Origin of the sequence: Bacillus sp. FJAT-18017 (assembly GCF_001278805.1) — a bacterium.
GTDB lineage: Bacteria > Bacillota > Bacilli > Bacillales > Cytobacillaceae > Bacillus_D.
The window spans coordinates 4,394,033-4,413,907 of record NZ_CP012602.1; the positions used below are offsets into that span (position 1 = coordinate 4,394,033).

Here is a 19,875-nt window from a genome sequence, read left to right on the forward strand (position 1 = left end):
TATTATTCCCCCTGCTCAATAAATACACTTGGAGGGATATGAATTCCGGTATTTTCAAGCCTTTCATAAAACTTTGGCCGTACTCCGGTTGGTACAAGTCTCCCAATATACTTTCCCTGTTCATTTACGCCAATCTGCTGATAGACAAAAATATCTTGGAGAACAATAACATCTCCTTCCATTCCTTGGACTTCTGTTATATGAGTGATTTTTCGAGACCCATCCTTTAGCCTTGTTTGCTGAATGATGACATCAAGGGCCCCGGAAATTTGTTCTCGGATTGCCTTTATAGGAAGATCAACTCCCCCAAGCAATACCATTGTTTCTAGCCTTGATATCATGTCCCTCGGGGAATTTGAGTGACCAGTTGCAAGTGAACCGTCATGACCTGTGTTCATAGCCTGAAGCATATCGAGGGCTTCAGCCCCCCTTACTTCCCCGATTACTACCCGGTCGGGCCGCATCCTTAGTGAGTTTCTGACAAGGTCCCTAATTGTAATTGAACCTTTACCTTCAATATTCGGTGGCCTGGATTCCAATGAAACTACGTGGTCTTGACGCAGTTGAAGTTCAGCCGCATCCTCAATCGTTACAATACGTTCGTCGTTTGGGATAAAGTTGGAGAGCACATTTAATGTGGTCGTTTTTCCGGACCCTGTTCCTCCGCTAACAAAAATATTAAGACGGGCTTTGACACATGCATCAAGGAAAACAGCCATTTCTTTTGTAACCGTTCCAAAGTTTGTCAGGTCTTCAATTGTAAAAGGATCCTTGGAAAACTTTCGGATAGTGATAGTCGGACCATTCAATGCAAGTGGAGGAATAATTGCATTTACACGGGAACCGTCGGGAAGCCTTGCATCCACCATTGGTGAACTTTCATCAATTCTTCTCCCGATTGGCGCGACAATTTTTTCAATAACATTCATGACATGTTCATTATCCCGAAATTTAATATCACTAAGAACAAGCTTCCCTTTCCGTTCACAATAAACCTGATGAGGCCCATTTACCATAATCTCGGATACTTCCTCATCTAGAAGCAAAGGGTTTATTGGCCCAAAGCCTGTCAGGTCATTGGTCAGTTCGGCTACGACTTTCTTACGATCAACCATCCCCCGGAAAGAATCATTATCCTTAATTGCCTCCATTGCCATTTCATCCAGCTTTACAACAATGGCTTCTACCTCTTCATCCTTTAATTCTTGCAGAATTCTTTTATGAAGAATACTTTTCAATTCCTGTTCCTTGTCATATTGTTTTTGGCGGATGGGTTCAATCTGGGACTCTTTTATCTCTTCTTTTGGAATGGTTTGTTCCCGCTTCTCTAATATGGTTGGGAGACTGTCTGGAGCAGCCACTTCCAATGTAGCTGAAGACTCTTCTATCCTCGTGTTGCTATTTTTCTGATTTATACGGTCAAGCAGCTTCATTTGGTTACTCCTCCCTTCTTACGTTTCCATGGAAATAGCGTTCTCGATTTGTTTTTTTTCTTCATCGTTTTTGGGATAGGAGATTGTGAAGCAATCATCTCCCCCATTTTAAACACCGCTTTAGCAATATCGGATTTCGTATTGCTAATAACAAAAGGAATCCCTACATTTAAAGACCTAGAGCATATTTGAAAATCATTCGGGATATATATTGGGGCTCCTTCTCCCAGAATTTTGGCACCATCCTCAGCCTTAATGACACTTTCCATATTGGCCCTGTTGAGGATAACCCTGACTTTTTCCCGTATCCCCAGGATTCCCAACGTTTCCAATAATAGTTTTGTATTTTTCATAGCAGCCATTTCAAGAGTGGTAACAACAAGAATTTCATCGGCTCTTTCTATTAAGCTGAGTGTATTCTCATTTAATCCTGCTCCTGTATCACAAACAACAAATTCATTCTTTTTTAATAAAAGATCAATGATCTTCAGACTCGCCTCTTTAGTAACAAGGTCTGCATACTCCGGCCTTTCTGGCGCAGGAAGTACACGAACCCCGCTCGGATGGACTGACATATATTCTTCCAATCTATTTTCATCAAGGCTAGTTATGCCCTCCACAGCCTCCTTGATTGTAAAAACGGGCTGCAAATCCATAGCCAGTGAAACATCACCAAATTGGAAGTCCCCGTCAAGTACTGCAACAGAATTATTCCCTTTTGATAAAGCAACGGCTAAATTGACGGAAAGGATGGTGCGGCCAATCCCGCCCTTTGCACTGCAGACTGCAATCACCCTTCCACGCGGGGGAGGAGTACCACCTTCTGTAGTTTTCATTTCAATATTTCCTGCCATCCTCTTCACCTTCCATCAACTAGCTTTCGTTTTCTTTATCCACTGGCGTCCCTTCATCATTCATAACAGGCCTGGTATGAAGAATAAAATGAATTTTCCCTTCTTCAGATGAATGAATAATTTTAAATGCATCATCTGGCTTTAATTCAAGGGTAACGGTGGTATATTCCTGATATTGCCCGTCAGCCCCTTCAGCATCTTTTGTATCTTCGGCCATAATCATCTTTCTGCCAACGGCCAGGACCCTAGCTTTTTTTAGCAATACTTTAGTCATCACCTTGGGCTTATCTATTTTGGCTTCCTGATCCTCTTTTGAAAAAATAACATCAACTAGATCTTCAGCCTCAATTAAATTTGAAACGGATTGATGTAAATTTACAGAAACAGAGACGGCCCTATAGCCTTCCCTTACCTTCCTCGAAACGTATACTTCCTCTTCTTTTTGTGAAATCAGCCTGTGGGCCAGGATTGGCTCGCCTTTCTGAATCATCGACTCGGCAAGCTTCCCCTCAGCTTCAGAGACATTATTTATGGATTTTGCAAGTAAATTATCCTCGGGAACCTGGACAACCTCCAGCATCTCAGCTGTTATTTTTTGATTTTTATTAATTGTCTCTTTCGCAACAATGATATCTGACATCGGTACAGCAGCTGTAGTCTCCTTTCCGTCTACCTGATTCATATATTGAAAGAAAATGGCTGTAGTAATGATTCCCATGACAAGGGACAGCAGTAAAACCGTTTTTGATTTCATTCTCTCCACCTACTCTGTTAACCGGATGCTATAAGCCCCTTTATCCGGGCTGCCTTCCCCGGTAAAACCTTTTCCGGTTCTTTTGATGAACATTCCGGTAATGGATGTGTCATTGCTAGACATTGGCTCAGTAATGTAAAAATAGGCAAAGCCAGTAACCTTCACTTGCTTTAACTGATTTGAATCGAATTGGTAAGGCTGATAAACCGGTATGAGAAGTACCCTTGAACATTTCTGATTTCTAAGGTCATCAACAGGAATTGAACAGCCATTGACTAGATCCTTTACTACAGAAATTGTTTTTCCGGCAATATTACCTGTTTGAGTGTTAAAAATATCACCTTGTTTTATTTCCTGCTGAAAGCCGTTACGGAGATTATTTTCATATATGTTCGCACCAGGGCCTTCTAGAGCAAGGACACCGAAGCTTCCGCTTACAGTCGAATCCGGTTCAATTTTCAAATGATATATTTTTTTATACTCAAGGGGGATACTTTCATCAATTCCTAGCGGGGCCGCTCCGACTGCTCGTCCCATTGGTTTGATTGAGGCAGAAGCCGCAGCCTTAACATCGACAATATCAAAGCCAAATAAACCTGCAAATGACGTTTTCGTCTTTTTGTTCAAGACAACACTTACTTTTTGATCCTTAATAACTGTTACACCCTCAAGAGAGCCTGTTTCGTTATGTGACACCAATATATCATTAACTATTCTTTTTACTTTTTCCTCCGAGGCGGTAAGCTCTTGAGCCCCTGATAAGGCTGCTGCATTTGCCACTTTTTGCAGTTTGCTTTTGTGCATATAAAGCATGCCGCCGTCAACAGCCAGACCTGTAACCCCAAGCAACCCTAATAGGATTAGTGCTGTAAGTACAGCTGCGTTGCCTTTTTCTCCCTTTATAAATTTCCTCATCACTACTCCCTCATTCTATCCGGATTGTTGAATCTGTTTCGGCGTATAAAGAATTTGGAAAGAGGCTTGAAACAAAGGGAGTATATAGCCTAAAAGGATATTTTAATCTAACTGTCATATATTCCCCCGAACGCCTCACTGTACCGGATGGCGTGATGCTTATCTCTAATTTGGATGAGTCGCCTACTTGTACATAATTTTTCGCGAACTCGGTGATTTCGGTGTCGGTGGCTCCCAACCCGCCCTTGCGAACAGTCTCCTGCGCAGCCATATGAAGATGGGCATACATATACGTCAATCTACCGATATCAAAAATACCGGCAATCAGCATTAGAAGCAGCGGAAGAACAAGTGCTGTTTCAACTAACGATTGACCGCTTTCACCCTTCCTCATATCATAATTCCGCCTTGGAAAAGTTGTATAATCGCCCCTACTGCAATCGCAACTCCGTACGGATATGTTATTTTCATTGTTTCACTATCTTGGTAGAGCGGGATATTTAGCCCCTTTAGCAATCCTATTAAAAAAAGATAGATTCCTTTCAGCCGTTGTTTCGCCCCTTTACGAAAGAAGATGATTAGAAACGCAAATATTCCACCGGCAAATGCCATATACAATGCAGAAAACAGAACAAACTGATATCCCATAAGCGCACCGATAACGGCGAGCAACTTTACGTCGCCTGCTCCCATACCACCCATTAGATAAGGAATAAGCAGGATTGCAAGGCCTACGAGCAACCCGACGACGGTATCTCCAATTCCCCCCAAACCACCAGCGATGGCATTTACAAAAAATGCCACCATAAGGAATGGAATTAGGACTTTATTATAAATCCGGCGCTCCCTAATGTCGGTTACAACGCAAATTATTAACAATAAAAACAGCAAAATTGCTTTTATCATCATACAAACCTCTTTTCGGCTACTTCCTGATTGAAAAAAGCCCCACGTTTTTAATTCAAACGCAAGGCTTTCAACCGTCAATAGACAAAGCATTATAGAAATTATTTCTGCACTTTTCAAATTACAGAAAGCGAAATTGTTTTATCGACCTTGGATTGAAGTTAAAAGTTCATTAAACATACCTTCAATCTCGGTTCTAAATAATCCAAGTATTGCAACAACACCCAGTGCAATTACACCCAAAACCAAACCGTACTCAGTCATACCTTGTCCTTGTTCTTCTGTAAGCAATGCTTTCATTTTTTTCATCATTCTCAAAAACTCCCTTATAATTTTATTTTTATAATTAATTAATAGATAAATAATGACCAACTTTCAGTTCTGCATTCTGTATTGTCCCAGATGGAAGCTCGAGTACCGATTTTGCTTTTCGGTGTACTTTTCCAATCCTTGCAGGATTCATGGCTTCATCCAGTCCGACTATTTCGTTGTTTCCGTCCAAATATACAACGTCGATTGGATATTTCATGAAGAATGTGTGGATCGATTGGCAGGGCTTGATTAACAGGCCGTGTCCTGCGGGCAGACTTTTCGTAAACATGAGACCCTTTAGCCTTTGAAAAAAACTATTGGCGCATGCAATGTTGTCTGCAATTTCCGTCCCGTTCGACAGATTCACGACCTTCAACAGTTTCACCTCCGGAAAAATAAAATGACCCCGCCTTTACCGAAAGGGGGATCATGGGAAGACATACCTATGGTGCACCCTGATCTTTCGGTAACTGGCTGGCATAGTACATAAGTACCTTAGCCCCTGTAGCTTTGCGTCACTGATTTTCATCAGCTTTGCCTTTATCGAGATACAGTGCAATTATTGTCGACTGTTCTCTTACACTCATAGTAAATCGTTTATGGGGGTATTAGAATCAGACTTTTTCACCATTTTTCAAGAAAAATAACTAGTGAAAAACACCTATTTTATCTTAAAACCCTTAGAAATTCAATTGTTTGCTATTTGCTCTTTAAAATGTGGATATCATTACCAGTCTCCATACTAAGCTTTTCTAGCAATTCCGGCGCTTTTTTTCTATTAAATTCGGCAACCCATTTAACAAATGCCCATTCGAGTCTTTCAGGACATCCTTCACCAATCTCAGGGTGTGATTTCCCATGGTACTGAATCCTTCTCCTAATAATCCCGTATAGGCAGCGGAGTGTTGAGTAATGAAGAAAGATAATTGTAACTGCCTTTTCCAGCCGGGCGTCCATTGTTCAACTGATGTTTCCATCAATAATCCAACAATCCTCTGCTAGGATACTATTTTGGATTTGCTGAAATTCTTCCCTGCGGGTAGGCATCCAACCCGGCTTCCAAAATAACGTGTCTAGATGATGCACTGGAATAGCAAACTTTCTGCCGAGTTCTTTGGCAAGAGTACTTTGACCGGCTCGCCGCTTCCGATAATCATAATTTTCTTCATGCCCGCTCCCCCTTGAGTATTCTTTGCCAGGATAAATACGTAAAACTTCTCCAAACCCATTCAACCGGACCAAACCTGAATTTCTTCAGCCATATCCTGCTTAAAAACACCTGAAGCAAATAAACTGCTATAACAATCAATACACCTTGAAAAAGTGTTACCTTTCCGTAAAGCCCAAGGCCATATCCATAAAAGATAATCGTCGATACTAAGGATTGGAACAAATAGTTGGACATGGACATCCGTCCGACATTTGAAATAAGCCCTTTCCCAGCGCCTCTTTTTTCAGTATAAAGTGCCACAAGCCCTGCATAGGCGAATGCCAGTAGAGGCCCGCCAAAGAAATCCTGGAAAAATTCAGCCGGATAGCTGCCAGGTATAAAATAAGGAAGCTGCTTAATTAGCAAGCCGATGAATAAAGCTGTAAAGGTCACTATCCTCAATTTATTTAACTGTTTAGACGCTTCTTCAAGCCACTTTAATTTTGAAATCGCCGCTCCTATCAGGAACAGCGGAAGAAGTGAAAACAGCAAAATTGGAGCTGTTTCAGGATTGTTGTTGGAAAGCCACTCTTCCGTTCTCATCCCGGTTATTTCAAGGAAAGAGCCTTGCCCATAGATGCTTAACGCCTTTTCCGCTTCTTCCGGCTCATATGAAACGGCAGCCCCAGGACTAAATAAATGGGCCACCACTAACAACAAGCCCAGCATAAGGTTAGGAATGGCATACATACCAATCCCCACAGCGAGCAACGCCTTTCCACTCAAGCGAAGAAAAGATAATGATAAAAATCCGATGACTGCGTATGTAATTAAAATATCGCCTGGCCAGATAATGAAGGCGTGGATAACTCCCACAACTAATAAGAACAATAATCTTCTTAAAGAAACGCTGGAAAAACTGCCACCCCTTTCAAGTACGCGCTCCCTTGTCAATGCGAGTCCAAAGCCGAACAGCATTGAGAAAAGCGGATAGAAGCTAGCCTGGGCAAATATATCAATTCCGATATAGACAATTCGGTCAAGACCGCTATCCCACCATTCCAAAGGATCAATGAACATGAATGGAGAATGGAAAGACATCATGTTAACGAAATAGATTCCGAGAATCGCCAGTCCTCTCATTGCATCCAATGATGCTATTCTCCCTTTTTCACCTGTAGGCCCCACTAAGTCTTTCATCCATCCATCTCCTTGCAGCTTCATTAATAAGTTTTCATTATACCGGAAAAAACATCCATTGGAACACCTTAGTAAAAATCGGGCAAATTGCTCACATATAATGCCCATGTACATAGGATAAAAAGGAGAATGATGAAAAAGGGTGTATTCCATGCCAGCAATTGTTGGAGTAGTCCAGGTCATTTCACTTGGAAGCAGTTCAATTTTCAATATCGGTGATGTATATAGCATATCCCCGGTTTCAAACGCAAAGACGTTTGCAGGTGCCGGCTCGTTCAACACAGGCGATGCCATTCATAACTTAAACCATATTAGCTCTACAAATGTTCACGAAACTGATGGAATTGACCAGCCAATTGCATTCAATGTCTAGGGGGCGGGTAAATGAATATCTATATCCAACAGTCCATTACTATCCAAAGCATTAGGATTGGAGGGATTTCGAATTCCTCCGTCTTCCAAATCGGCAGTTCAGGCATCATTAAACCAGCTTCCCATTTGTCCAATACAGGCGGCTTTACGGGCCCGGCCCCCAAAACTCAAAAGCCGTTCCAACTGGCACCGCAACAGGATTCAGGCGGACAGCTGCCTTTAACACAAACACCAGCAGTTCCGCTTTAAATTTTGAGTTAGACAGCAAAAGCGAGGTGTAACCATGGATTTTTATCAGGCCCTTCAATGGATGCAGGGACAATTGCACATTCTCAGCCAAAAAATTGCCAATTTGGAGGAATCACTCCGCTGCGCTGAAGAGGAGATTAGACTTCTGAAGGATAAGCCTTCTATCCAGGTTGGCACCATTCAATATAAATTTGACCAGCTTAAAGTTGAAACACTTGAAGGCACCTTAAGTATTGGCCTAAATCCGAAGGACCTTCAGGGGATTGAGGAAATGGCGATTTCCGAGGGCCAAAATGGTTATCCGGGTCAGCCTGGGTCTCCACAGGGTATGGCACCTCAGGACCAGCAGCCATTCGAAGGAAATCCCGGATATAACCCACAACCAATTCAGCCCATGGATCCAACCAACTTCATGCAGAGAATTACAGAAATTACTGATGCAATCCATACGTATCTCGAGCAAGAGCTTCCATCCAGACTTGGGCATCTCCAGGAAGAATTGGGGCTTCCCCAATTGGATAACTATCTTTCATTTATAACTAGTGACGTAAAGAAACAGCTTCCCGGCAGAATTGAATCACATATAAGACGAGCAAGTGCCTCTGGTATAGAGGTTGATAGTGAAATAGTGATCGCTGCTTTGAAACAGGAAATTGAAAACGGCATCCGGTCATTTCTGACAAATCTGCCCGATCAAATGAAAGGCGGGTCCTTATGATTTTTCAAGTTTATAATAGAGAACTTTCTGTGGGCAGTATTAAAGTATTGGGCGTGTCTAGCTCCTCGATTCTTTTGGTGGGGGATGCGCAAACAATCCAGCTTGCCTCCGCTTTTGATACACCTGCGGAATCATTGATTATTGGTCCATTCGTCCCTCTTGCCCCTGAGGGAAGCTAATGTTACAACGGTCATCCTCCGTAAAAAGCATTATTGTTGAATCAGTTCAATATTCCTCCTTGGTTCAGCTAGGAGACACTTCAATTATTAATGGTTTTTCTAGAGCAATCGCTGTCCAGAGGGAGAGAGAACTTTTTTATGGCAACGAAGGGGAATTTGCTAGCTTTCCTGTATTTTCTAAAGAAATTCCACTTCCGCTATTAAACGAGCCGATTCAAATTCTTTCATTTAATGAAAATCCAATTATTAAAGTCGGATCCATAAAAATAAACGGTATTTCGTCAAGCTCCTTCCTCCATGTTGGTAATGTTAATCACATTAGCCTGGAGGGAAGAGTAAAACATATCCGCCAGCTTGAAGAGCGCGATGGTTACCAGTAAGACAGAAAGAGCAAACTTAATAAAAAAGTGAGGCGATTTAATGCCAGCACTCATTGGCCCTATTCACATCAACAATGTCAGTGGAGGAACAGTTCACTTTGGTGACGCCCTAAATATTTCACCAAAAAGCTCTTCAAAATCCTTTACAGGAGCAGGCAGTGCCAACACCGGTGTGTTAATCGGAACAGGAAGTGCTGTAAGCGGCACAAACGTCTTGGATACAAAATTGCTCGACCAACCTATGACAGGAAACAAATAAATGGCATGAACCAATTGGTTCATGCCATTACCTTTTTCTTCTGGCCGACTTGCTTACTTTCGGAAGGCGGCTAGCTGGCTGTTTCTTTATCCATTTCAGAAATTTCGCTATCTCAGGATCATACCTCAATCGCTCAATTGTATTTAACCGCACTGCCAGTTCCTCATTCGGATAGAGCGCGTGTATCTGCTTATGGCATGCTTTGCACAGATCAGCAGTTGGCATGAAGGTTCCGCCCATCTCCCTTGGTGTCAGGTGATGAACCGTTGTTTCAACATCCTTACGCAAGCAAAGCTCGCATTGGCCGATTGCAGATTTCATCACACGCCTCCATCCTTATGACTTACTACAAGCCTTCCCTTTCAAGCTTTAATATATGGGCTCCATCAAAGAAAAACAGATACCGTTCATCAACTTGGCGGCGCCAGATTTTTTCAAGCGCTTTGGTGTAAAGCTCAATCTGCAGCCTGTAACGCTCTTCAAGGATTGGAGCCGCACCTGCCCAGCCGCTATGGAAGCGGCCAGTAATCCGATCGGATTTGAAATCAAGCATAACAAGCCCCTGGCTATCTTCAAATACGCAGTCAATAATACCCTGGATGAAAATTTGCTCATTTTCATCTTTCCAGCCGGGATAAACCTCATGCGCCTGAAGTGAAGCGGTGAACGGAACCTCCCGATAAAGTTTGTCGGCTGAAATCATCCGTTTTCCAATTTCGGTTTCAAAAAAGCGGACAACAAGCTGCGGGTCGATGACTTCGGCCTGTTCCTCGGTAAGAAATTCTTGTGAAACCATACGCTTAACGAGCTCTCTCACGGATTCATCCGTAATTGGTTCTGCAAGATTAACGTGCTGCATAACACTGTGAAGAGCTGTGCCTCGTTCAGCAGGGCTAAGGGACTTTTCCTGCATGAACCTCGGTCTGTCAAGGATCGTCTTTCTCGTTTTCCTAAGGATTTCAGTACCACTTTGCTCATCAGCAATTTCCCGGTTGCGCTTCATTTCCGATACGGTCTGTTTCGCCCTGTGGCTGGAGGCATCTTTAAAGGCATACTCCCAGGTTAGCCTGCCGACGACTTCTGTTTCCTTTTCTGACGTAATCGGGACAGGGCGCATCTCCTTGACTGCTTCAAGCATACCGTCATTTTCCAGGCTGTTTTGTTCCGTCTCCAGCTGGATGTCGTCAGCTTCAATTATGGCCACTGCCCATTTGGAAGAATCCCTGCATATGCTTTCATCCACCTCAGGGCCAATCTCCTTTCTGCGCAGCTGAAGGCAATCGGCATGGCGGACAAGCGCTGGACCTATCCAGTCAAAATAGCCATTGGCAGCGGCCCTTTCGGAGTCACTGAGCAGCCAGTCGCGATGGACGGCAATATCTTCCCATTGTTCAAGCTTTTTGTTTACATCCTTGATGGTCGCAACCATATAGAGCTTTTCTTTTGCACGTGTCATCGCTACATATAGGACGCGCATTTCCTCAGCAAGCATTTCCATTCTCTTTTTCCGCTTAAAAGCAAGCTGCGGGAGTGATGGGTAGGCAATCCGCTTATCAGGATTGATGTGTTTTGTGGCAAACCCGAATTCCTTGTCAAGCATATAGGAACTGCGGATATCCATCATGTTGAAATTCCTGCCTAGTCCCGCAATGAATACAGCGGGGAATTCGAGCCCCTTGCTTGAGTGGATTGTCATAATCCGGATAACATCTTCCTGTTCACCCAGCGCCCTCGCCGCACCTAGGTCATCTCCCCGGTCCATCATCCGTTCAATGAATCTCAGGAACCTGAACAATCCCCGGAAGGAAGTCTCTTCATATTGTCTTGCCCTGTCATAAAGGGCGCGCAGGTTTGCCTGGCGCTGTTTTCCACCCGGCAATCCTCCAGCAAAGTCATAAAAGCCTGTATCGCGGTAGAGCTGCCAAATCAGTTCCGAAAGCGAGCCTTGTCTTGCCAGTGACCGCCAGTCTTCAAGACGTTGACTGAAGCGGCAGATTTTCTCATGCAGCTCCTCACGCCCTGGTGGAGAGGCTTGTTTGCAGAAAGACACCACACTGTCCCAGTAGGAGCCTTTTTTATCCTGGATTTTTATAAAGGCGAGCTCTTCTTCATTTAATCCAATAATTGGAGAGCGCAGTACCGCAGCAAGCGGAACATCTTGATACGGGTTATCAATGACCCTTAACAAAGACATCATGATTGCGACTTCAGTTGCCTGAAAGTAGCCTGTCGACAAATTCGCGTAGATTGGCAGACCTTGCTGTTTGAACTCCTCCATGATTTGCGGCGCCCATGTCATTGAGCGGAGCAGGATAACGATGTCACGATAACGGATGGGCCTTGATGTGTCTGTTTTTGCATCGTAGACAGGCCGGCCTGATGAAATCATTTCCTTAATTTTCGCAGCCATCACCCTGGCCTCAAGCTGCGATTGCTCAAGATCTTCAGCATCAAGCAACTCACCATCAAACTCTTCCACTGTGTCTTCTTTATCGCTTTTTGCGCCTTGATCTATGACGAGTAACTCAACCGGGAATGGCTCCGCAGGATACTTCGCGCCCTCCTTGAGTTCAGCTGACTCATCATAGACAATCTCGCCAACTTTTTCACCCATGATTTGCCTGAACAGATAATTGGTCGCATCCAGGACTTCCCGGCGGCTCCGGAAGTTTCGGGCAAGATCAATCCGCAAGCCTTCGGATAAGGTACCTTCCTTTGAAAAACGGTTATACTTTCCAAGGAACAAATTGGGCTCAGCAAGCCGGAACCGATAGATGGATTGCTTGACATCGCCGACCATAAACAGGTTGCCTGATTGTCCATGGCCTCCGGAAACGAGCTGCAGGATCGTTTCCTGGACCATATTTGTATCCTGGTATTCATCAACCAGAACTTCACGGAACCGCTCCTTGTAGGCAAGTGCCGCTGCTGATGGAATCCTGACCCCTTCTTCGGTTTCCCCTTGCCCAAGGATATCAAGGCAATAATGCTCAAGGTCAGAGAAATCGACCAAACCTCTTTCCCTCTTGGCTGCTTCAAACCGGACGGCAAATTTCGCCACGAGCGAAACCAGTGTTTCAATGACCGGCTTCATATCAGCCATGTCCCGCAGGAAGCTTTCAGGCCTTCTTGAAAAAAGTTCATCTCGAAGGTCGTTGACAATTTTTTTAGCCTTATCTCTGAACTTACCGGCTTTTTTCTTTAATTCATCATCAACTGTTCCCTTCCTGATCGAACTTGCCTTAGCAAAGGTATAGGATTGCATGGCCGCGTAGAGGGCATCCCATGAATCGCTCACTGCAAGCATTGTGTCAATCAGGTTTATATCCTGGAGAAAGGCCTCGGCATGGGGCGCCGGCCCGTCAGGAAGCTTTGAAACCGCCAAAGCCTTTTCCGCAAAATGCCTCGCGCTCCTCAGTTGAAGCTTAATGTCGAACAAAAGTGAGTCAATGAAGGGCAGTTCCTCTACCTTTGATGTATTTGAAGTATCGTACATTGATACGATTGCCTCAAGATAGCGTGCAGGATTTGGATTTGATCGTGCAAAATCAAACATGTCCGAAACGATTTCCAGAAGTGCTTCGTCAGTCCTGTCCGATGTAAACGTGTCAACAAGACGGAAAAATGGTTCATTGCCCTTTGTGCCATATTCCTCTTCAAGCATTGCGTCCATCACTTCATCCCTTAAAAGCTGGGCTTCTGTGTCATCGGCAATCCGGAAACCGGGGTCAACATCTATCAGGTAATAATATTTCCTGACAACATCGAGGCAGAAGGAGTGAAGTGTTGATATAGACGCTTTGTTCAGCAGGCTGAACTGCTTGCGAAGATGGCGGGATTCCGGATTTTCATTTATCGCCTTTTCAAGCGCATCACCAATTCGGTGGCGCATTTCAGCAGCAGACGCATTGGTGAACGTTACGACAAGAAGCTGATCAACATCAATCGGATCGTCTGGTGAAATGATTTTACTGATAATCCTTTCGACGAGGACAGCAGTTTTTCCAGAACCTGCTGCTGCCGCAACCAGGATATCGGTATCACCAGCCATAATGGCCTTCCACTGGTCATTCGTCCATTTTAGCCCTTGTGGCATCGGCGGTATGACAACCTTACTCATTTTCGTTTACCTCCTTCCGGATCAACTCAATTGCATCCTTGTCGTTCTTCGGAACAAGCCTGCGGAATTTCGAACCCTCAATCGATTCATCGAATTGGCAGACAGGCTTATAGGAACAGAACTGGCATGGATTTTTATCCTTCATCCTGTACGGATCTATCCCAACTTCTCCAGAAATAATCGCGTTACCTGTATCTTCGTATACTTTACGGACAAATTTCCGTAAATCCTGAATTTCATCAGCTGTGGCCGTTTTTGAACCGCTCCTGATTGAGCCGTCTGCTTTAATGCCCGCGGAAATGATATGGGACGTGCCGGTCTCAAGGCTCTTATCCATAAGCCTGATAACTTCCGCATCCTCAAGGACAAGGCCGCTCATTTTGAACTGTTTAAGTATCTCCTGCTCAAGCTCGTCTTCGTCCATATTTTTCTTGGCTGAAATCATCGGGTTATGGACGTGGAAATAGAACACCCCTGCCGGCTCGGCATCCCTTCTCGTAAGCTCGGCTGAATTCGAAATGGCAATATCGAGATAGGTGAGCATCTGCAATGCTATACCGTAGTAAACTTCGGAGAGATTTAATCCCCTGCTGCTGGACTTGTAATCAATGACCCTTAAGAACAGCTCACCGTTTTTCCCTTCGCCGCTGTCGATCCGGTCAATCCGGCCTGCAAGCTCCATCCTGCGGCCATTTTTCAGACCAAATGTCAACGGAGGCAGCTGCCCGCCGCGGCCAAAGCCCACTTCAAGGCCGATTGGTTCAAATTCACTCAGTTTTGAATGCTCGCTTAAGACTAGCGACGCCCTGGTGATAATTTGTTCAAGTTTTCTTTTAATATAGTGATGCCTCTCTGAACTTAGCAATATCTCATTCTGAAGCCTTGGGGCAATTGCCTCAACAGCCTGTTTTGCCAGCCTTTCGCATTGTCCCCTGGAAAGCTGGGCCCAGGCAATGTTCTGTTCTTTGACTGTTTCTGCTATATACTTTAATGCCGCATGAAACAGCTCGCCAATGTCCGGTGCCTCCAGCCGGTAAATCTGTCTGTCGCGAAGCTTCAGGCCATGCTGGATGTAATGAGAGAACGGGCAGCTGTTGAATAGCTCCATTCTTGAAACACTTCCCTGGATATCTTCTCCGTACAGCTCTTCGGCAAGGTCCGGCGGCAGGCTGACTGTCCTGTTTGTGTAAAAAAGGCTTGATAGAACTGAGCGTGCCCGGTCTCTCCAGACCGGATTTTCAGCAAAATAATTATAAACATCCCACCAGAATGTATATACCGGGTAATTTCTTTGCTTCTGCTGAAGCTGTGAAGTGAGGTATGACAATGCTGTGCCCTTGTTTGAGACGAAGGCAAGCTGTTCGTCTTCAAGCTGGTCAGCAGGGTCTGCAGCATACATGCATTCCCTCGCATCCGGAAACAAATCTTTTATCCTCGAAATATAGGAAGATGGGATAAGCGATTTACCTTCCGCGTTCGCTAGCGGATAGCTCACATAAAGCGCATCAGCCGGTGTTACAAATGCCTTGTATGCCAGGAAGTTTTCATCAAGAAGGCGCTCGGTGCTGCTAGGCCCGAGTTTCAGCCCTGCACCAAGAAGCAGCTGCCTTTCGGTGTCGCCGATTATGCCGTCGTCACTGATTTTTGCAGGAAGAACACCTTCATTCAAACCTATGACAAAGGCAACCTTGATTTCTGCCAATCTTGATTTATCAAGATTGGCCACCATGACCTGATCAATAGCCGGGGGAATCAAAGAGAATTCAAGTGCTTCTATCCCCGCATCCAGAATCGTTGCAAACTGCTGGGAAGTGACTTTTTCATTCCCCAGCATTTCGACATACTGGTCCAGGAGGTCGATGACCGCGTTCCATACCTGGTCATGCTCTCGTCCCTTAATCAAGTTCCCTTCCCTCTCAGCTTCAGCCTTCCATCTTTCAAGCTTTGCAGGAATGTCGAGTTCTTCTAACAGCAAATAAACCGCTTCGCACATTTTCCGTCCCGAGTCGGCTCTTTTCAGGCGCCTTGACAGCCTCATCAGTGGAGCCGAAATAATCAGCCGAAGCTCATTCAACTCCCGTTCAATCCTGATTTCCTCATCAGTCTGTGTTTGTGAAATAAACTCGAGTCCGCGCACTCTTCTGTATTTCCAGCGGTCCTTCTTTGTCCATTTGCTTCCCTGGATACCATGTGACAGGACATAATTCTCAAGCCTGTCCATCTGCCTGCGCGTGAAATCCGCATTGATTTCCAACGGGAAAAGCAGTTCGGTTTTGACTGCGCGAAAAACAGGCTCATAACGCCAATTGCCATTTACAGTTTCAAGCGCGGAGCGGATAAACTCGACAAGCGGATGGTTAAGCATCGTCCGCTTCTGGTCTATGAAATAAGGAATCTCGTAATCAAAGAATACCGGATCAATTGTTTCATGATATTCACGGCCGTTCCGGACAAGCACAGCGATATCTTTGTACCGGTATCCCTTTTCCCTTGTAAGAGTCCTGATTTCCCTCGCAATTCCTTCAATTTCCGCCCTGCGGTTTACTGCCTGGATGATGGTTACATCGGGTACTCCATCAAAAGTAGATGCTGGCCGGGAATCAAACTGAGCTTCAAGGTGCCGAAGCGACGGATTATTAAAGCGCTTTTGGCCTCCGAGGATAACCGGCTCTTCCATTTCAATATTTTCGCTTCTTGCCAGATCAAAGAAGGTCTTGCAAGCATTCCCCGACATCCTGAATAAATTCAGCTCATCCGGGGCCCTATCCGGACACGGCTTATCAAGGGTCAATGTGACCGTCACCCTTTTACACACCTTCAGGAGCTCACCGATAACCCTGTACTCCTGCGGCGTAAAGCTGTAAAAGCCGTCAATATAAATTTCGGCATCCTTCAAGTAAGCGGACTGGGCAGTCTTCTCGGCCAGAAGGTGGAAATAATCCTCCGAATCTATGTACTTTCCGGATGCTGCCTCTTCAAAATGTTTATAAATGATTTCCAAATCGTGCATTTTATCCGCCAGTGATTTAGCATCAGTGCGGTTGGCATTCATCTGGGAACGCCCTTCAGCAAGCGTTTCAGGATCTATTAAATATCGTTTAAACTCAATGAGCATGTCTTCAACCTGAGAGATGAAGCCATTTTTATCCGCTGCGCGGCGAAACAGGATTAATTGGTCTTTTTGCTCTTCGATAATTTTCCGGATCAGCATGTTCAATCCGACACTGCTTAAATGGTATCGGCTTGAGCCCCCGGTTTCTCCAAGTACTCTCCAGGCGAGCCTTGAAAAACTATAAACCTGGGCACGGATCATACCTCCAATTGCCTCGTCTGTTGCCAGCCTGTACTCCGACAAGAACGTCATTTGCTCTGGAACAAGATATATGATTGCGGGCCCCTCCGGACTCTCGATCAGCTTAGATTTAATTTCATCCAGGCAGGTCAGTGTCTTCCCGCTCCCGGCTCTTCCAATCAGCATTCGTAGCGACATTGCTCATCCTCCGTCCTTTTTCTGCATACTCACTATTTTACCACAAAAAGGGTACAAATGTTTGCATTACGCTATCCTGTTTGATACCAAATACTAGGATATTAAAATCCAAACCAAACCGCTATTTCCTCAATCGCTGCCAACACAAAAAACCCAGCCACAGCCGGGTTTTAAATCAATATACTATTTAGGGAGAAATTGCGACATCCTGGATTGGCCAATACAATAGATTTACCTTTCCAACCACCTGTTCAACGGGAATAAAACCAAAATGGCGGCTATCCCAACTTTCGAGGCGATTATCGCCCATAACAAATAGCTTCCCTTTAGGTACCTTCTGTTTGCCAGTCAAGTCCGTCAAGGTGAAATCCCCTGTCAGCGGCTGTCCAGGATGCACTTGCCTGAACCTGTCCAGAAAAGGCTCCTCGTATTCCTTCCCGTTAATATAAAGCCTGTCATCCTTATATTCAATCTGATCACCAGGCAATCCGATAATCCGTTTGACATAATCTTCACGCTCATTAGCATGGAAAACGATTACGTCAAACCGTCCCAGGTCCCCTATTTGATAACCGATCTTATTGACCACAAGCTTATTTCCATCCTTCAACGTCGGCATCATTGATTCTCCTTCAACCACATAATTAGAAAAGAAGAAGGACCTAATGAAAATAAATATGACCATACCGACAGCAAAGGCTTTTAGCCATTCAAATGCTTCCTTTTTCCAGCCTGTCAACTTAATCGCCCCCGCGCAAAATCAATCCTGCTTTTCGCTGGCAATCGTCAATCTTCGTTCAATCTGTTTCCCTGCCAGCCACAGGATGAAAATGACTATCAACACAATGAGTGTTCTGAGCGGCTGAGTGAATAGGGAACGAATATCAGCTCCGATAAAGCTAATCATAAAAATCATCGCCATTTTTCCGGCAACAACAGCGAGCATATACTGCTTGGTGCTGACGTTTGAAAGGCCGGCGACAATATTAACGACCGCTGAAGGAGTAAATGGAAAACAAAGCAGCAAAAACAATGGGCCAAATCCATGCCGTTCCACCCACTTCATCAACTTTCTGACAGTTGAATGCTTTTGCAGAAATGACAGGAACCGCCTTTGTCCGTACTTCCGAAATAGGAAGAATACAAGAAATGCCCCAATGCACGCTCCTACCCAAGAGTATAAAAAGCCAAGCCATAAGCCAAAAGCACTTGCATTGGCCATGACAAATAGAAACAAAGGCAGAAATGGCAGAAACGCCTCAAGCATTGGTAATACAATCCCAGGTATAGGCCCGAAAGACTTGTATTCACGGATCAATTCCATGATATTCTCAAGTGTAAACCATGATTTTAATAATTCAGCATCCATTTGAAACTCCTTATTGCCAGCTTTCTTTTTTATATCCTTTTTGGGGCATATTTAATCTTTTTTAAAAAAACTTAACCATTTTGTAATATCGTTTTTAATTCATCACAACTTCTAACGCCTATTTTTGGATGAATTCATGAAGGGCTTGTTTGTTTTTTTCCAAATCCAGTTGCAGGACCAACCCATCGCCGCTTACTCTTGCATCGGTGTAACCGTTCTTGACGGGAATTCGAAGAGTTTCGATAGTACCTCTCCCGCCTTTCACAAAATCCATTGCCATAGAAATCATATCGCCCGTGTTCACATTTGTGTTGACAAAGGGCTGGACGACCCCAATCAGTTTTGGCAGCTTGGGAAGCATTTCAATGCTGGACAATTCCCCAGCTACCTTGCTCACGACTTTCTGCTGGCGTTCGACCCGGCCAAAATCGCCGACTGCATCTTGCCTAAATCTGACGTAGCCAAGTAAATGTTTCCCATCGAGTCTTTGTACGCCTGGCTCAAGTGTGACCCCAATGTACTTTTCCATTCTTTTCTCCACATCAATTTCTACACCTTCGGGGAATGCTTCATCAATAAGCTGGACGAACCCCTCAAAATCCACAATCGCATAATATTGCAAATCAATATCAAAGTTTTCCTTAATGGTTTGCCGCATCAACTCCGGGCCGCCCTCAAGAAAGGCCCTGTTAATTTTATGCTTACCGTGTCCTGGTATTTCCACATAACTGTCCCGCATTATCGATGTTAGCTTATATGTGCCTTTGTCCTCATTGTAATGGGCAATCATGATCATATCCGCCCTGGAGTTTTCATCTCCGCGTGCGTCGCTGCCCAATAGAAGGATATTCGTTCCCCCATACTGGTCTTTTTTACCGGAAAATTTATATTCTACTTTTTCTTTATTGCCGATTTTCTCTAACGATTGATTGACGCCCTGCCTATATTGAATATACGAATATGCGGCAATACTAACAAAAAGAAGGAGCAGGACGGTTAAAAACGGCTTCCAAAAACGCTTCTTTTTTTGACCGTGCCTCTGTTCATACCTCATTAAGACCCCACCATTCCAGAAAAATGATTGTCTCCCTTATTAGGGGCTATAGGTCCATTCTATCAATTATTGTTGCTGTTTGCCTAATTTAGGCGAATGATGGCAGATTCAGGCATGTTTATGTTAAAGGCCTTCAATGGCAAAAGCCGCAAATGTGCGGC

Annotated in this window: 22 protein-coding genes and 1 riboswitch; of the genes, 6 read left to right on the forward strand and 16 right to left on the reverse strand. The window is 44.4% G+C overall.

The features are described 5' to 3' along the window. Positions 1-2: 2 nt before the first annotated feature. The 10 genes from AM500_RS20495 to AM500_RS20535 form a co-directional block, all read right to left on the reverse strand. On the reverse strand, positions 3-1,433 hold the full coding sequence (locus AM500_RS20495; protein WP_053600897.1) for a TadA family conjugal transfer-associated ATPase: 1,431 nt from the start codon (positions 1,431-1,433) through the stop codon (positions 3-5). Beyond that, positions 1,430-2,287 carry a CpaE/TadZ family protein gene (locus AM500_RS20500; protein ID WP_231688051.1) on the reverse strand — a complete coding sequence of 286 codons (858 nt, stop codon included), beginning with the start codon at positions 2,285-2,287 and terminating at the stop codon, positions 1,430-1,432. The genes AM500_RS20495 and AM500_RS20500 overlap by 4 nt, the downstream gene beginning before the upstream one ends. Before the next feature lie 19 nt (positions 2,288-2,306). After that, a complete protein-coding gene (gene cpaB / locus AM500_RS20505) occupies positions 2,307-3,041 on the reverse strand; it encodes a Flp pilus assembly protein CpaB (protein ID WP_053600898.1) in 735 nt (244 codons plus the stop codon). A 9-nt stretch (positions 3,042-3,050) separates the two neighbouring features. Then, positions 3,051-3,956 carry a pilus assembly protein TadG-related protein gene (locus tag AM500_RS20510; RefSeq protein WP_231688052.1) on the reverse strand — a complete coding sequence of 302 codons (906 nt, stop codon included), beginning with the start codon at positions 3,954-3,956 and terminating at the stop codon, positions 3,051-3,053. Between the two features lie 10 nt (positions 3,957-3,966). Next, entirely contained in the window at positions 3,967-4,350 is a 384-nt protein-coding gene (locus AM500_RS20515; protein WP_053600900.1) for a TadE/TadG family type IV pilus assembly protein, read from the reverse strand. Beyond that, a complete protein-coding gene (locus tag AM500_RS20520) occupies positions 4,347-4,865 on the reverse strand; it encodes an A24 family peptidase (protein WP_053600901.1) in 519 nt (172 codons plus the stop codon). Before AM500_RS20520 ends, AM500_RS20515 begins: the two co-directional genes overlap by 4 nt. 138 nt (positions 4,866-5,003) lie before the next feature. Beyond that, entirely contained in the window at positions 5,004-5,174 is a 171-nt protein-coding gene (locus tag AM500_RS25190; protein ID WP_082347316.1) for a Flp family type IVb pilin, read from the reverse strand. Positions 5,175-5,208: 34 nt separating this feature from the next. Continuing rightward, the gene (locus AM500_RS20525) at positions 5,209-5,541 is read right to left on the reverse strand and encodes a DUF192 domain-containing protein (RefSeq protein WP_231688193.1); all 333 of its coding nucleotides are present in this window, start codon (positions 5,539-5,541) and stop codon (positions 5,209-5,211) included. A gap of 95 nt (positions 5,542-5,636) precedes the next feature. After that, positions 5,637-5,723, reverse strand: a riboswitch (cyclic di-GMP riboswitch). Positions 5,724-5,873: 150 nt separating this feature from the next. Next, positions 5,874-6,131 carry a P-loop NTPase family protein gene (locus AM500_RS26175; RefSeq protein WP_231688053.1) on the reverse strand — a complete coding sequence of 86 codons (258 nt, stop codon included), beginning with the start codon at positions 6,129-6,131 and terminating at the stop codon, positions 5,874-5,876. Positions 6,132-6,339: 208 nt separating this feature from the next. Beyond that, positions 6,340-7,524: a DUF418 domain-containing protein gene (locus tag AM500_RS20535; protein WP_053600903.1), complete on the reverse strand. Its 1,185-nt coding sequence runs from the start codon at positions 7,522-7,524 to the stop codon at positions 6,340-6,342. A gap of 151 nt (positions 7,525-7,675) precedes the next feature. Here AM500_RS20535 and AM500_RS20540 point away from each other — a divergent pair, with 151 nt between their 5' ends. Genes AM500_RS20540 through AM500_RS20565 form a run of 6 tightly spaced genes read left to right on the forward strand, consistent with a single transcriptional unit; the run spans position 7,676 to position 9,681 of the window. Next, positions 7,676-7,897, forward strand: a complete 222-nt coding sequence (locus tag AM500_RS20540) for a spore germination protein (RefSeq protein ID WP_053600904.1) — start codon at positions 7,676-7,678, stop codon at positions 7,895-7,897. Between the two features lie 11 nt (positions 7,898-7,908). Beyond that, positions 7,909-8,145: a spore germination protein GerPB gene (locus AM500_RS20545; protein WP_053600905.1), complete on the forward strand. Its 237-nt coding sequence runs from the start codon at positions 7,909-7,911 to the stop codon at positions 8,143-8,145. Positions 8,146-8,179: 34 nt separating this feature from the next. Beyond that, positions 8,180-8,863 (forward strand): spore germination protein GerPC, encoded by a 684-nt coding sequence (gerPC, locus tag AM500_RS20550; protein ID WP_053600906.1) that lies wholly within the window; start codon positions 8,180-8,182, stop codon positions 8,861-8,863. Next, on the forward strand, positions 8,860-9,042 hold the full coding sequence (locus AM500_RS20555; RefSeq protein ID WP_053600907.1) for a hypothetical protein: 183 nt from the start codon (positions 8,860-8,862) through the stop codon (positions 9,040-9,042). Before gerPC ends, AM500_RS20555 begins: the two co-directional genes overlap by 4 nt. After that, complete coding sequence (locus AM500_RS20560; RefSeq protein ID WP_053600908.1) at positions 9,042-9,422, forward strand: spore germination protein GerPE; 381 nt, start codon at positions 9,042-9,044, stop codon at positions 9,420-9,422. Before AM500_RS20555 ends, AM500_RS20560 begins: the two co-directional genes overlap by 1 nt. A 40-nt stretch (positions 9,423-9,462) precedes the next feature. Beyond that, positions 9,463-9,681 carry a spore germination protein gene (locus AM500_RS20565; RefSeq protein ID WP_043933113.1) on the forward strand — a complete coding sequence of 73 codons (219 nt, stop codon included), beginning with the start codon at positions 9,463-9,465 and terminating at the stop codon, positions 9,679-9,681. A gap of 27 nt (positions 9,682-9,708) precedes the next feature. Here the strand turns inward: AM500_RS20565 and AM500_RS20570 are convergent, their stop codons facing one another. The 6 genes from AM500_RS20570 to AM500_RS20595 form a co-directional block, all read right to left on the reverse strand. Next, positions 9,709-10,002 (reverse strand): HNH endonuclease family protein, encoded by a 294-nt coding sequence (locus tag AM500_RS20570; protein ID WP_053600909.1) that lies wholly within the window; start codon positions 10,000-10,002, stop codon positions 9,709-9,711. A gap of 25 nt (positions 10,003-10,027) precedes the next feature. Continuing rightward, positions 10,028-13,801 (reverse strand): helicase-exonuclease AddAB subunit AddA, encoded by a 3,774-nt coding sequence (gene addA, locus AM500_RS20575; protein WP_053600910.1) that lies wholly within the window; start codon positions 13,799-13,801, stop codon positions 10,028-10,030. Then, the gene (gene addB / locus AM500_RS20580; protein ID WP_053600911.1) at positions 13,794-17,291 is read right to left on the reverse strand and encodes a helicase-exonuclease AddAB subunit AddB; all 3,498 of its coding nucleotides are present in this window, start codon (positions 17,289-17,291) and stop codon (positions 13,794-13,796) included. The genes addA and addB overlap by 8 nt, the downstream gene beginning before the upstream one ends. A gap of 187 nt (positions 17,292-17,478) precedes the next feature. Beyond that, positions 17,479-18,030: a signal peptidase I gene (gene lepB / locus AM500_RS20585; protein WP_442853979.1), complete on the reverse strand. Its 552-nt coding sequence runs from the start codon at positions 18,028-18,030 to the stop codon at positions 17,479-17,481. A 21-nt stretch (positions 18,031-18,051) separates the two neighbouring features. Further along, positions 18,052-18,660 carry a TVP38/TMEM64 family protein gene (locus tag AM500_RS20590; RefSeq protein WP_053600912.1) on the reverse strand — a complete coding sequence of 203 codons (609 nt, stop codon included), beginning with the start codon at positions 18,658-18,660 and terminating at the stop codon, positions 18,052-18,054. Between the two features lie 118 nt (positions 18,661-18,778). After that, positions 18,779-19,714: an LCP family protein gene (locus AM500_RS20595; protein ID WP_053600913.1), complete on the reverse strand. Its 936-nt coding sequence runs from the start codon at positions 19,712-19,714 to the stop codon at positions 18,779-18,781. Positions 19,715-19,875: the final 161 nt, after the last annotated feature.